Annotated in this window: 11 protein-coding genes; 4 read left to right on the plus strand and 7 right to left on the minus strand. The window is 67.9% G+C overall.

Annotated elements, in window-relative coordinates; translation table 11 throughout:
- The first annotated feature begins 290 nt into the window (after window positions 1-290).
- Both ACXPWS_RS30110 and ACXPWS_RS30115 read left to right on the plus strand, forming a co-directional pair.
- Window positions 291-3,203, plus strand: coding sequence for an MMPL family transporter (locus tag ACXPWS_RS30110; RefSeq protein WP_458710155.1), 2,913 nt, complete (start codon window positions 291-293; stop codon window positions 3,201-3,203).
- The gene (locus tag ACXPWS_RS30115; RefSeq protein ID WP_458710156.1) at window positions 3,200-3,673 is read left to right on the plus strand and encodes an XRE family transcriptional regulator; all 474 of its coding nucleotides are present in this window, start codon (window positions 3,200-3,202) and stop codon (window positions 3,671-3,673) included. Before ACXPWS_RS30110 ends, ACXPWS_RS30115 begins: the two co-directional genes overlap by 4 nt.
- A 15-nt stretch (window positions 3,674-3,688) precedes the next feature.
- On the opposite strand, the gene ACXPWS_RS30120 is transcribed toward ACXPWS_RS30115, so the two are convergent.
- Both ACXPWS_RS30120 and ACXPWS_RS30125 read right to left on the minus strand, forming a co-directional pair.
- Window positions 3,689-4,378, minus strand: coding sequence for a hypothetical protein (locus ACXPWS_RS30120; protein ID WP_458710157.1), 690 nt, complete (start codon window positions 4,376-4,378; stop codon window positions 3,689-3,691).
- On the minus strand, window positions 4,375-4,959 hold the full coding sequence (locus ACXPWS_RS30125) for a hypothetical protein (protein ID WP_458710158.1): 585 nt from the start codon (window positions 4,957-4,959) through the stop codon (window positions 4,375-4,377). Before ACXPWS_RS30125 ends, ACXPWS_RS30120 begins: the two co-directional genes overlap by 4 nt.
- Before the next feature lie 88 nt (window positions 4,960-5,047).
- Here ACXPWS_RS30125 and ACXPWS_RS30130 point away from each other — a divergent pair, with 88 nt between their 5' ends.
- Window positions 5,048-7,009 carry a M13 family metallopeptidase gene (locus ACXPWS_RS30130; RefSeq protein WP_458710159.1) on the plus strand — a complete coding sequence of 654 codons (1,962 nt, stop codon included), beginning with the start codon at window positions 5,048-5,050 and terminating at the stop codon, window positions 7,007-7,009.
- Here the strand turns inward: ACXPWS_RS30130 and ACXPWS_RS30135 are convergent.
- From ACXPWS_RS30135 to ACXPWS_RS30150, 4 genes are read right to left on the minus strand one after another with little or no spacing between them, the layout of a single operon-like run.
- Window positions 7,006-7,899, minus strand: a complete 894-nt coding sequence (locus ACXPWS_RS30135) for a sugar phosphate isomerase/epimerase family protein (RefSeq protein ID WP_458710160.1) — start codon at window positions 7,897-7,899, stop codon at window positions 7,006-7,008. The genes ACXPWS_RS30130 and ACXPWS_RS30135 overlap by 4 nt on opposite strands.
- Window positions 7,896-8,879, minus strand: a complete 984-nt coding sequence (locus tag ACXPWS_RS30140; protein ID WP_458710161.1) for a sugar ABC transporter substrate-binding protein — start codon at window positions 8,877-8,879, stop codon at window positions 7,896-7,898. Before ACXPWS_RS30140 ends, ACXPWS_RS30135 begins: the two co-directional genes overlap by 4 nt.
- A gap of 16 nt (window positions 8,880-8,895) precedes the next feature.
- On the minus strand, window positions 8,896-9,894 hold the full coding sequence (locus ACXPWS_RS30145; RefSeq protein ID WP_458710162.1) for a sugar phosphate isomerase/epimerase family protein: 999 nt from the start codon (window positions 9,892-9,894) through the stop codon (window positions 8,896-8,898).
- Window positions 9,895-9,914: 20 nt separating this feature from the next.
- Window positions 9,915-11,081 (minus strand): Gfo/Idh/MocA family protein, encoded by a 1,167-nt coding sequence (locus tag ACXPWS_RS30150; RefSeq protein WP_458710163.1) that lies wholly within the window; start codon window positions 11,079-11,081, stop codon window positions 9,915-9,917.
- A gap of 132 nt (window positions 11,082-11,213) precedes the next feature.
- Between ACXPWS_RS30150 and ACXPWS_RS30155 the strand changes: the two genes are divergently transcribed.
- Entirely contained in the window at window positions 11,214-12,224 is a 1,011-nt protein-coding gene (locus ACXPWS_RS30155; RefSeq protein WP_458713751.1) for a LacI family DNA-binding transcriptional regulator, read from the plus strand.
- 126 nt (window positions 12,225-12,350) lie between these two features.
- Here the strand turns inward: ACXPWS_RS30155 and ACXPWS_RS30160 are convergent, their stop codons facing one another.
- The gene (locus tag ACXPWS_RS30160; protein ID WP_458710164.1) at window positions 12,351-13,403 is read right to left on the minus strand and encodes a L,D-transpeptidase; all 1,053 of its coding nucleotides are present in this window, start codon (window positions 13,401-13,403) and stop codon (window positions 12,351-12,353) included.
- Between the last annotated feature and the right edge of the window lie 8 nt (window positions 13,404-13,411).

The raw sequence follows: 13,411 nt of genomic DNA on the forward strand, positions 1-13,411 counted from the left end.
GCCCTGCGGCAGCATGGTGAGTCCCCGACCCGCAAACAACCCTGGCCATGATGCCATCCCCGCGGAACCGCGAGAAATCGGCGCAGCAAACTTCCAGGTCACAGCGTTGGTGCGGAATGCGGCAGGTCGGGTCACCGTCTCCGCGCCGGCGCGGCAGCGCCGGGAGACCGACATGCTCACGGGCCGGTCACAGCTGCGTTCACGGCGGGTCGGGACACAGGCTGCTGCGGTAGGCTCCGGGCTTACCAGACGAGCGGGGAGAGAGGCGGAGGCTCGCCATCCAGCAGTTCATGATGCGCTTGAGCGGCTGCCTGCGCAGATATCGCTGGGCAGTGTTTGTCGTGTGGCTGCTGTTGCTCGCGCCCTCTGTCTACCTCGCCGTCAGCCAGTCGGACAATTTGACCGGCGGCGGCTTCGAGGTTTCCGGATCCCAGTCGCTGTATGTCCAGCGCCAGCTCGAACAGCAGTTTCCCGAACAGGGCGCGTCGCCACTGGCGCTGGTCGCCGTGCCGCGCGCGGATGCGTCGTTCGAGGACATGAACGCCGCCGTCGCCGAATTGCAGCGCATCGGCGCCGAGGTGCCCGGGGTGAAGGTGGTGCCGGCCGCGCCGGCCGGATCACCCGCCGCCCGTGGTGCCCAGCCGCCACCCGCACCGGACCGCCCCTACGTGGTCACCCTGCAGCTGGACTTCAACAACAGCGGCGCCGTCGACATCGCCAAACAGCTGCGCACCAAGGTCGGCATCGTCGGTGACCAGGCCGGACAGACTCAGGACGGCAAGGTCCGGCTGTACGTCATCGGCCAGGGCGCGCTCGGCGCCGCGGCCCAGACCGCCACCAAACACGACATCGCCCAGGCCGAGCAGTGGAACATGCCCGTCGTGCTCATCGTGCTGCTGGCGGTGTTCGGCTCGCTGGCCGCCGCGGCCATGCCGATGGTGCTCGCGGTGTGCACCGTCGTGGTCACGATGGGCGTCGTCTTCCTGTTGTCGACGGTGACGACGATGTCGGTGTTCGTGACCTCGACGGTGTCGATGTTCGGTATCGCACTGGCCGTGGACTATTCGCTGTTCATCTTGATGCGGTTCCGGGAGGAACTACGGGCCGGCCGGGATCCGGCCCAGGCCACCGATGCCGCGATGGCCACCTCGGGTCTGGCGGTGGTGCTGTCCGGCCTCACCGTGATCGCCTCGGTCACCGGTATCTACCTGATCAACACCCCGGTGCTGCGTTCGATGGCCACCGGCGCGATTCTCGCGGTCGCCATCGCGGTGCTCACTTCCACGACGCTCACTCCCGCCGTCCTGGCCACCTTCGGCCGGGCCGCGGCCAAACGGTCGGCTCTGCTGCACTGGTCCCGCCGGCCGGCCACCACCCAGTCCCGGTTCTGGACCAGGTGGACCGGCTGGGTGATGCACCGGCCCTGGCTGTCCGCGCTGCTGGCCTCGATGCTGCTGTTGACCATGGCCGCACCGGCTTTCGCGATGTCGCTGGGCAACAGCATGTTGCGCCAGTTCGACCCGAGCCACGAGATCCGCGGCGGCGTGAACGCAGCCGCCGAAGCGCTGGGGCCGGGGGCGCTGGGTCCGGTGCGGATCCTGGTGACCTTCCCGGACGGAAACGCCGACGCGCCGCAGTCGGCGGCCGTGGTGGAGGCGATCCGCACCAGGATCACCCAGGCACCCGATGTCGCGACGGTGTCCCCGCCGGTGTTCGGCAAGGACAACCGCAACGCCCTGCTCTCGGCGGTGCTGTCGGTCGACCCGGAGGATCTCGGTGCGCGCCGGACAGTGGACTGGCTGCGTACCGAATTGCCGAAGCTCCAGACCGACGGTGTGCGGGTCGATGTCGGCGGCCCCACCGCCCTGATCAAGGATTTCGACGACCAGGTGTCGGCCATGCAGCCGTGGGTCTTCCTGTTCGTCGCCGTCATCGCGTTCGTGATGCTGCTGATCTCGATCCGGTCGGTGTTCCTGGCCTTCAAGGGCGTGCTGATGACGGTGCTGTCGGTGGCCGCGGCCTACGGCAGCCTGGTGGTGGTGTTCGAGTGGGGCTGGCTGGAGGACCTCGGGTTCGCGCCGCTGGCCTCGCTGGACAGCACCATTCCGCCGCTGGTGCTGGCCATGACCTTCGGCTTGTCGATGGACTACGAGATCTTTCTGCTCACCCGGATCCGGGAGCGGTTCCTGCAGACCAATCACACCCGCGACGCGGTCGCCTACGGCGTGAGCACCAGCGCCCGCACCATCACCAGTGCGGCTCTGATCATGATCGCGGTGTTCATCGGTTTCGCGTTCGCGGGCATGCCGTTGGTGGCCCAGCTCGGCGTCGCGTGCGCGACGGCCATCGCCGTGGACGCCACGGTGGTGCGCCTGGTGCTGGTGCCCGCCCTGATGGCGATGTTCGACCAGTGGAACTGGTGGCTGCCGGGGTGGCTGGACCGCATCCTGCCGTCGGTCGACTTCGAGAAGCCGCTGCCCAAGATCGACATCGGCGATCTGGTGCTCATCCCGGACGACATCTCCGGCCTGGTCACCCCCGGTGGCGATCTGCGTGTGGTGATGAAGTCCTCCGCCAAGCTCAAATCGCTTGCGCCGCAATCAATCATTGTTGCCGATCCACTGGTGTTCAGCGGTTGCCGGCCCCGGGTCGCCCAGCTCGCCGGTGCACGCCGGTTCGCCGGGGTGGGTTCGGGCCGCGGCACCGGCGCCACCACGCAGTCGGTGACCAAGCCGGTACATCCGGTCACCATGTGGCGGGGCCGGCTGGCCGTCGCCCTGGACGCGCTCGACATCGCCGCGGAGAATCCGTCCCAGATGGAACGCAGCAGCCCGATGGAGACCACCAACGTGGCGCTGCCCACCGGTGACCGGCTGCTGATCCCGACCGGAGCCGAGACGTTGCGGCTCAAGGGGTACCTCATCATGACCCGCAACAGCGCCAAGGACTACGCCGATTTCGCCGGCCTGGCCACCTCGATGGACACCCAGAACGCGGCTGCGGTGCTGGCCGCGATGGACCGGTACTACGCTGGAGCACGCCCGCCGTCGCAGTGGGTGGCCACCCAGCTGATCAGGCGTCTGGCCGACCCGCGCCCGGTGGACAACCCGGACGAAGCACTGACTTCGTCCGATAACGACTGGTCCGCGGTCCGGCAGCTTTGCCTGTCCGTCGCCGTGGCGATGCTTGAGGAGACGAGGTGACGGTGGCCGCGAAGCCCACGCAGGCATCGGTGCCCACCGGGGACCGACCGGTGGAGTTCTGGCCCACCTCCGCGATCCGCGCCGCCCTGGACAACGACGATCTGTCGGTGTGGCAGCGCATCGCGACCGCGATCAAACGCGACCCGTTCGGCCGGACCGCACGCCAGGTCGAAGAGGTGCTCGAAACCGCGCAGCCCTACGGTGTTTCGGCCGCATTGTCGGAGGTGCTGGACAAGGCCCGGGCCCATCTGGAGGCCACCGAACGCGCCGAAGTGGCCCATCATGTCCGGCTCTTGCTGGAGCGTTCCGGACTGAAACCGCACGAGTTCGCGTCACGCATCGGCGTACCCGCCGACGAGTTCACCGGATGGCTCGACGGCCTCAACTGCCCGACGGCGTCGATGATGGTGCGGATGCGCCGGCTCTCGGACCGGTTCGCCAAGATCCGCGCCCAGCGCGACGCCCGCTGACGTTCCCGCCGCGGCTCAGCGCGCGTTGATCGGCGTCACGTCGGCCACCAGCCATTTGCCGCCATCCTTGGCCAGCACCACCCGCAGGGCCAGCACCGCGACGTCGGCCGGCTTCCCTGGTGCGTTCTGCGTGCCCCGCATCACCACCGCCACGCTGGCATCGGACGGGCCGATCGCCTCGACGCCCGCGGAGATGGTCTGGGCCTGACCCGAGACGTTGCGGCTCGTCAAATCCTTTGCCACCGCGGCGAACTCGGTCCGGTAGGACTGGGCCCGATTCGGTGTCATCAACGCCGCAGCGCGGTCGATCGACGCGTTCGGGCTGCTCGGGGTGAACGTCGCCGATGCCTCGGCGACACTGCTGGCGATGCCCACCACCTCTGCGCTGTCGTTGTGCAGGTTGCGGTCGGGCACCGTCCAGCCGGTGTAGCCGACGATGACCGCCGCGCTCAGCGTCAGCGCCGCGCCGGCGGCCACCGCCAGCCGCAGCACCGGGCCGTCGTCATCGGTGCCCAGGGTGACCCCGTCGCGGCGGAACAGCACCGCGTTGACCACCAGACCCTCGACGATCAGCACGCACAGCACCGAGCACACCGACACCCACCACAGCGGCCACGCCAGTGCGGCGCCGATATAGAGCAGCGCGGCGATGGCCGCGAGCGGGGCCAGGATGTCGAAGAGCGCAACGCGCAGCCGGTTGCTCATCGGATGGTCTCCAGTCGGGAGATCAGCAGCCGGCCGTCCACATCGGAAACGCCGAGGCGCAGATTCCAGCGCACCGTCTGCGGTTTGCCGCCGGCGTTCTGACTGACCGAGGTCGCGACCACCAGCACGGTGTCGGTGCGCGAGGACACCGCCGCCAGCTCGGGTTGGTCGGCGGGGGGCTTGTCGCCGGCGCCGGGTTGGTGGTGCAGGGCCTCGATGGACACCGATTCCACCTGCCCGACGGTCTGCGCCTGCAGCTTGGCCACCACCTGCTTGAACGGTTCGACGGTCTGGTCGAATTCGACGTTGAGCTGTCCGACGGTGCCGTCGCGCAGCTTCTGCAGGTTGCCGCCGACGGTGTCGGTGTTCATGTTGACCAGCACGCCGGTCCAATCCGCGGCGGTCTGCAGCACGCGGGTGCGGTACGCCAGCTCACCGGCGTCGCCGCGGTGCCCCGACCAGATCATCGCGGCCAGCACGGCGGCTGCCACCGCGAGCACGGCGAGCACCGCCGAGGCGATGCCGTAGCGGCCGATGGTGGGCGCCGGCGCCGGCGGCTCTTCGATGAGCTGGTCAGGCATGGCCGTGAGGCTACCTGCCCCGATTGCTGCCGCTGATCCAGCCGGTCTTCGCGGGAGGCGCCCGGCCGACTTCTGGCAGGATGCGAGAGTGACGTCAACCATTTCTTCAGGCATCGACCTCAGCTTCGTCGACACCGAGGTCCGCCCGCAGGACGACCTGTTCGGTCATGTCAACGGCCGCTGGCTGGCCGATTACGAGATCCCCGCCGACCGCGCCACCGATGGTGCTTTCCGCACCCTGGCCGACCGCGCCGAGGAGCAGGTGCGCGACCTCATCCTGGAGTCCGCCGAGTCCGGTGGCGCCGGCGATCAGCAACGCATAGGTGACCTGTACGCGAGCTTCATGGACACCGCGACCGTGGATCGGCGCGGGCTGGCCCCGCTGCTCGACGAGCTGGCGCCGATCGACGCCGCGGCCGACGCGGACTCGCTGGCGGCGGTGCTGGCCGGGTTGCAGCGCACCGGTGTCAGCGGTGGCACCGGGGTGTACGTCGACACCGATTCCAAGGATTCGACGCGCTACCTGCTGCACCTCTCGCAGTCCGGGCTCAGCCTGCCCGACGAGTCGTACTACCGGGATCCGCAGCATGCCGCGATCCTGGCCGCCTATCCCGCGCATATCGCAAGGATGCTGGCGCTGGTGGACCAGGACGGTGACCATGCAGGCACCGCGGCGCGCATCGTCGCGCTGGAGACGAAGGTGGCCGCGGCGCATTGGGATGTGGTGAAGCGCCGCGACGCCGACCTCACCTACAATCTGCGCAAATTCGCCGAATTACCAACCGAGGCACCGGGATTCGACTGGCCGGGATGGGCCGGTGCGCTGGGCGTCAGTCCGGCCGAGGTGGTGGTGCGCCAACCCGACTTCTTGACCGCGTTCGCCGCACTGTGGTCCGGCGAGCCGCTGGCGGACTGGAAGGCGTGGCTGCGCTGGCGGGTCATCTCGTCGCGGGCCTCGCTGCTGACCGACGCACTGGTGGCCGAGAACTTCGACTTCTACGGCCGCACGCTGTCGGGCACCGAGGCCATCCGCGACCGGTGGAAGCGCGGGGTGGCCCTGGTGGAGAATCTGATGGGCGATGCCGTCGGAAAACTCTACGTGGACAAGCACTTTCCGCCCACCGCCAAGGCGCGGATGGATGAGCTGGTGGCCAACCTGCGGGAGGCCTACCGGGTCAGCATCACCAATCTGGCCTGGATGACCCCGGAGACCCGGGACCGTGCGCTGGCCAAGCTGGACAAGTTCACCCCGAAGATCGGCTATCCGGCCCGGTGGCGGGATTACTCGGCGCTGGTCATCGACCGTGCCGACCTGTACGGCAACTACCAGCGCGGCTATGCGGTGGAGTACGACCGCGAGTTGGCCAAGCTGGGCGGCCCGGTGGACCGCGACGAATGGTTCATGACCCCGCAGACCGTGAACGCCTACTACAACCCCGGCATGAACGAGATCGTCTTCCCGGCGGCCATCCTGCAACCGCCGTTCTTCGACGCCGACGCCGACGACGCCGCCAACTACGGCGGGATCGGCGCGGTGATCGGCCATGAGATCGGGCACGGCTTCGACGATCAGGGCGCCAAGTATGACGGCGACGGCAACCTGCTGGATTGGTGGACCGACGCCGACCGCGCCGAATTCGGCCTGCGCACAAAAGCTCTCATCGAGCAGTACGAGTCGTTCACGCCACGGGCGCTGGATGCCGGTCACCATGTCAACGGAGCGTTCACCGTCGGCGAGAACATCGGCGATTTGGGCGGGCTGTCCATCGCGTTGCTGGCCTACGAGCTCTCCTTGGGCGGCAAGGAGGCTCCGGTGATCGACGGCCTGTCCGGCGTGCAGCGGGTGCTGTTCGGCTGGGCGCAGGTGTGGCGCACGAAATCCCGCGACGCCGAAGCGATCCGCCGGCTGGCCACCGATCCGCATTCCCCGCCGGAGTTCCGCTGCAACGGCGTCATCCGCAACATCGATGCGTTCTATGACGCTTTCGAGGTCGCCGAGTCCGACGAGCTGTACCTGGAACCCGATCTGCGGGTGCGCATCTGGAGCTAGCCCGCTCGGCGGAATTTGGCGACGTATTCGGTCATGGTCTTGAGTTGGTAGGCCGAGACCTCGTGCGCGGTCTCGTCCTCGGCGAACACCGATGACACCATGACGGTGTCGTCACGGTCGTAGAACCCGAGTTCGGCCAGGCCGCCGAAGAATTCGTCCCAGTTGACATCCCCGTCGCCGATCTTGAGGTGCTGGTGCACCCGCACCGGGTTGCCCGGCGGGTTGGTGATGTAGCGCAGGCCATGGCTGCGGTGGTGGTCCATGGTGTCGGCCACGTGCACCAGCCGCAGCTTGTCCCCGGCGGCGCGCATGATCTCGGTCATGTTCGAGCCCGTCGTGCCTCCCATATGAAAGCAGTGGCTGGCGACGAAGACGAACCCGATGTTGGGGGAGTTCACCCCGCGGATGATCCGTACCGCTTCCAGGCCGTCCTCGACAAAATCGTCGGGGTGCGGGTCGATGCGGACGTCGATGCCTTCGCGCTCGATGATCGGCAGTAGTTCCTCCATGGACCGGAAGAACGCGCGCTCGGATTCCTCGGCCTTTTCCGGGCGGCCCGAGAATTCGGTGTTGATGACGTTGACGCCGAGGTCGACGGTGATCTGGATGACGCGCTTCCAGTTGCGTACCGCCGCTTCGCGGGCGTCGGGGTCGGGGTGGGACCACCGCAGCACCGGCAGCACCGAGGCGATCCCGACACCGGCGTCGGCGCAGGCCTTGCCGAACGCAGCGACCAGGGCGTCATCGGCACGCGGATGGTTGTAGAACGGGATGAAGTCCTTGTGCGGGGTCAGCTGCAGGTACTCGAAGCCCAATTCGGCCACCACACGCGGCAATTCGAGCAGGTCATAGTCGTGGTGGAACGGCGTCGGATCAAGGGCGATCTTCATCGGGTCCCGTTCCTCGCGTAGTCGGCGACGGCGTCGATGTTCGTCTTGTCGATGAAAGCCGGCCCGGTGAGGGTGGCTTCCCCACCCCCGATCACATTGCCGTTGTTCAGGTACAGCCACAGTGTGTCGACGGCGAGGTACCCCTGCAGAAACGGCTGTTGGTCCACGGCCCACTGGACCTTGTCCCCTTTGATCGCGTCCACCAGTGCCGCGTTGGTGTCGAAGGTGGCGATCTTGGCCGTGCTACCGGCACTGGCAGCGCTCTCGACGGCGGTCAGCGCAATCGGGGCGCCCAGCGCCATGATGTAATCCACACTCGGATCCTGCTGCAGCTTGGCGGTGATGGTCGACTGCACCGATGGCATGTCGGTGCCGTTGACGTTCAGGGTCTCCACCGCCTCACCGAACCCCTTACGCACACCCGCACAACGGGATTCGAGGGAGATATTGCCCTGATCCTGGATGACGCAGAGCACTTTTCTGGCTCCGTCCTCGGCCAGCCGTTTACCCGCGGCCTCACCGGAGATCTCCTCGTCCTGGCCGAAGTACGCCTTGGCGCCGGCATCCCGCCACGCAGTGATGCCGGCGTTGAGCGCCACCACCGGGATTCCGGCTCCGACCGCCCGCTGCACAGCAGATTTCAGCGCATCAGGCCGGGCCAGGGTGACCGCGATGGCGTCGACCTTGCTGTCGACCGCGTTCTGGACCAGGTTGGCCTGGTCAGGACCCTGGAGTTCCGCCGAGTACCTCAGTTCGATGTTGTCTTTCTCGGCAGCCGTCTCTGCACCCTTGCGGATCAGATCCCAGAACGTGTCCCCGGGCGGCCCATGGGTGACCATGGCGACAGTAAACCGGGGAGTGTCGGCTCGACCGGCCGACATTCCACCCGAGGTCTCACGTGGTTTGCCGCCGGTCGCCGAGCACGCCGCGAGCGTGGCAGCCGCCAACAACACCGCCACCGACATCCGTAATGGCCTCATTGCCATATCCTTTCGCTCAGCTCACGGTCGCCGAGTTGGCGGCCTTGAGGGTTTCCGCGGCGACCGTCAGGCCCTCCAGCGGTCCGAACGCGACGTCCTCATGTTCGATGTTCACCCACATGTCAGGGTCGACCCGCTCCAGTGCCTGCAGGAAACGCGACCAGAAGTCGGCATCGTGCCCTTGCCCGACGGCCACGAAATCCCATGCCGAGTCCTCGGGCCATTTGTTCACCACGTGCCGGCCGCCGAGGCCGGTGGGGTTGTCACGCAACGGTATACGCGTGAATCGCTCATCGAGGACACCGTAGACGCTGCAGTTGGGGTTGATCCGGGTGTCCTTTGCGGCAGCGTGCACCACCAAGGGCCCGAGCCATTCGATCGCGGCGACCGGGTCGATGCCCTGCCAGAACAGGTGTGACGGGTCCATCTCTGCGCCCACATTCGTGGCCCCGACGCGCTCGACCAGCCTGCGCAGGGTCGGGGGGTTGAACACCAGGTTCTGCGGATGCATCTCGATGGCGACCGTGACGCCGTTCTCCCTTGCCAGGGCATCGATCTCGGACCAGAACGGCACGGCGATCTCGTCCCACTGGTAGTCCAGCGAATCCAGGTAACCGGAGTCCCACGTGTTGACGTTCCACGCCGGCCAGCGCCCACCCGGGTGCGCCTGGGGCAGGCCGGACATGGTGACCACCCGGTTCACCCCGAGCAGTCCGGCCACCCGGATGGCGTTGCGCAGATCGTCGGCATCCTCGGGGCCGACCTCGGGGTCGGGGTGCAGCGGGTTGCCGTTGCAGTTGAGGCCGGCGATGTCCACTCCGGTGCCGTCGAACTCGGCGAGGTAGGCGGCCGGGGTCACCTCGCCGGCGAGCAACTCTCGGACCGGCAGGTGCGGGGTGGCTAAGAACCCGCCGGCGTTGATCTCGGCACCGGTGAGACCCAGCGAGGAGATGACCTGCAGCGCCTCGGACAGTGGTAGGTCGTGCAGGATGGCGGTGTAGACACCGAGCTTCATGATCGCTGAACCCTTTCTTGTTAAATGACTTTGACGGTTTCGCCGCCGGCGCGGGCTGATTCGGCGATCGCGGCGACGACGCGCAGGCCCCGCAGGCCGACCTCGAAGCCCGGCAGCGGTCCCAGAACATCGATGCCGGCGATCTGGTCGAGAAAGGCGCGGGCCTGGAACGCGAACATATCGGCGACGCCGTGGCCGACTCCGCCGGCATCCATCGGCAGCCCGCCGCGGATATAGGGATGCTCCGGACCGATCAGGACCCGGCGGTCATTGACGGTGTACTCACCGGCGCGGTGGAGGTCGAAGACGGCGGAGCCGGCGGAGCCGGCGGAGCCGGCGGAGCCGAACAATTCGAACCCGAGTCCGTCCGGCAGCCCGTAGGCCACCCGACTGGCGGAGAAGGTGCCGACCGCGCCGCTGTCGAAACGTGCCGTGAAGGTGGCGATGTCCTCGTTCTCGACCGGGGCGAGTTCGTCTCTGACCTCACCCTTGGTGTGTCCGTAGGTGACCCCGACCGGCACCGGTCGGTGCCCTATCACCGTGCTGAACACTGCGCCGGAGACCTCGGTGATGGGTCCGCAGACGAACTCGGCCAGATCGAGCAGGTGGCTGCCCACGTCGGCGAGGGCACCGGTGCCCGGGCCACCGCGGAACCGCCAGGTGATCGGAGCAGTGGGATCGAGGGCATAGTCGCACCAGTAGTGCCCGTTGAAGTGCACCGGGTCACCCAGCGCACCCGCGGCGAGTTCGCGCCGGATCTGCTCGGTGGCGGGTGCGCGGCGGTAGGTGTATCCGACAGCGGTCACCCGGTCGCTGCGCTGGGCGTCGGCGACCATCGCCTCGGCGTCGGCCGGCGAGGGCGCCAGCGGCTTTTCGCACAGCACGTGCTTGCCCGCCGCCAGCAGGCCCGCCACGATCTCGCGGTGCAGGTGGTTGGCCACCACGACGCTGACGGCGTCGATGTCGGGTGCGTCGGCGATGGCGTGCCAGTCATACTCGGCGCGCTGGTAGCCGTATCGGGTGGCCGTGTCGTCGGCAACGGCATGATTGGTGTCGGCGATGGCGACCAGTCGCACGTCCGGGCGGTCGGTGCCGAAGAGGGTGGACGCCGTCCGGTAGCCGGCGGCATGGGCGCGTCCCGCCATTCCGCCGCCGATGACGGCAACCCCGATCGATGATTTCGTCACTGCTTTCACTCCTGGAGATCCGACTCTTTGAACCGATCTATTTGACCGGTCTAGTTCCGTTACTATGAGCGGCATCACAACGCGTTGTCAAGCCCCCGGAGGAATTGCGTGCCCGCCAGCGACCGCCCGACCATGCAGGACATCGCCGACCGGGTCGGTGTCTCCAAAGCCTTGGTGTCCTTGGTCTTCCGCAATGCAGCCGGTCCCAGCGCCGACACCCGGGCGCGGGTGCTGGCCGCGGCCGATGAACTCGGCTACCGGGTCAACCGTGCCGCCGCGATGATGACGGCCAAACGCACCCATCTGATCGGCGTGATGGCCAACATTCGCAGCACATTTCATGCCGAACTGGTCGAGCACATCGTCGCCGAAGCCGACCGTTACGGCTACGAGGTGGTGCTCGGCGCCGTCACGCCAACCCACGCTGCCCCGACCGTCGTCGAGACACTGCTGAGCTTCCGGTGCGAAGCCCTGATTCTGCTCGGCCCGGAACTCGACGAGGCGATCATGGCCGGACTCGCCGCGCGCGCTCCGGTCGTCGTTGTGGGCCGGCGCACGACGTGCCAGGACGTCGACGTGGTGCGCACCGCCGACGGCCGCGGTATCGGCAAGGTGGTCGACCACCTGGTGGCGTTGGGCCACAGCCGAATCAGTCATCTCGGCGGCGGTCCCGGCACCATCCCTGCCGACCGCAGAACGGGTTACACGCGGGCCATGAAACGGCACGGTCTTGCCGACGAGATCGATGTCATCGAGGGCGATCTCACCGAGCGGTCAGGTATGCAGGCCGCCGACGGCCTACTCCAGCGGGCGCAGCGACCGACGGCGGTCGTCGCGGCCAACGACCAGAGCGCGATCGGCCTGCTCGACCAACTGTTGCGCGCAGGCGTGGATGTGCCGGGCGAGATCGCCGTCGCCGGCTACGACGACAGCGTGCTCGCACGACTGGCCCACATCGACATGACGTCGGTCAGTCAGGAACCCGGGCAGCAGGCGCAGCGCGCCGTCACCGCCGTGGTCGAGCGGCTCGACCGCGGCCGAACCGAGCGCATCGACGTGGTGCTGGAGCCACGACTGGTGCTGCGGCACACCACGATCGGAAATCAGGGCGTCGGCAACGCATCGGCGGGCGTCGGGCATTGACGGTACGGAGTCGACCGCCGCGCACAAATGTCTCTGGACATCCGGACTCCCTCTGGGCCTACCGTCGGCGCCCGCCGGAAAACACAAAATCCCCGCCGGAAGCGGGGATTTTGCGATGCCGAGAGGTCAGAACATCTGCCAGTCGGACGCACCGTCGGGGGCGTTGTAGGTGCCCTTCGAGTTCTTCACCACGACGGGGTCGCCGCTGCCGAAGTTGTCGTAGAACCACTGTGCGTTCGCGGCGCTCAGGTTGATGCAGCCGTGGCTGACGTTGCGCTTGCCCTGGTCACCGACGGACCACGGGGCGCTGTGCACGAAGATGCCGCTGTTGTCGATGCGCACGGCATCCTGCACCTTGAGCTTGTAGCCCTCGGCCGAATTCACCGGCACACCGTAGGTGGAGGAGTCCATGATGATGTCGGGGAACTTCTCCAGCACGTAGTAGGTGCCGTTCTTGGTCTCGTGCTTACCGTCGGGTCGGCCCATCGACACCGGGAATGTCTTCTCCACCTTGCCGTTACGCGTCACGGTCATCTGGTGGGTGGCGTCGTCGACGGTCGCGATGAGCTGCTCGGGCACCCGGAAGCTGGACTTGGTGCCGCCGGCGTCGATGTTGACGACGGTGCCCGCCGGCCAGAAGGCCAGCGGCCGCCAGCGCAGCTGGGTGTCGGTGGTCCAGTAGAACCGGCCGGGCACCGGCGGCACCGACGAGATGTGCACCGCGTCCTGCGCCATCTGGCGGTCGGCGATCGGGCGGGCGAAGTTGATGTAGATCGGCTTGGCCGCACCGGCGATGGATCCGTTGGTCGGGTTGAACGTCGGCGGCGCGAACACCGGCTGGCCGGTGTAGGGCAGCGGGTTCTGTCCGGCCGGGGTGCCCGTCGGGATGACACCGGGCGGGGCGAACGGGTCGACCGGGGGCGGCGCGGCCAGCGGGTCGGCCGGCGGCGGGGCCAGCGGGTCGACGGGTGGCGGCGCGAACGGATCGGCCGGGGCCGGCGGGAACGCGAACGGATCAGGCGGTGGCGGCGGTGCCGGCGCGGGCGGGGCGTCGACGACACCGGGATCGGGTGCGATCTCGGGATCCGCCCAGGCAGACGGGCTGCCGATACAGAATCCGGCGACCACTCCGGTCGCCAAAATCGCGCTGGCGAGCCTACGTCTCGTCCGCTGCGACATGCGTCACC

This window comes from Mycobacterium sp. BMJ-28 (assembly GCF_054404835.1).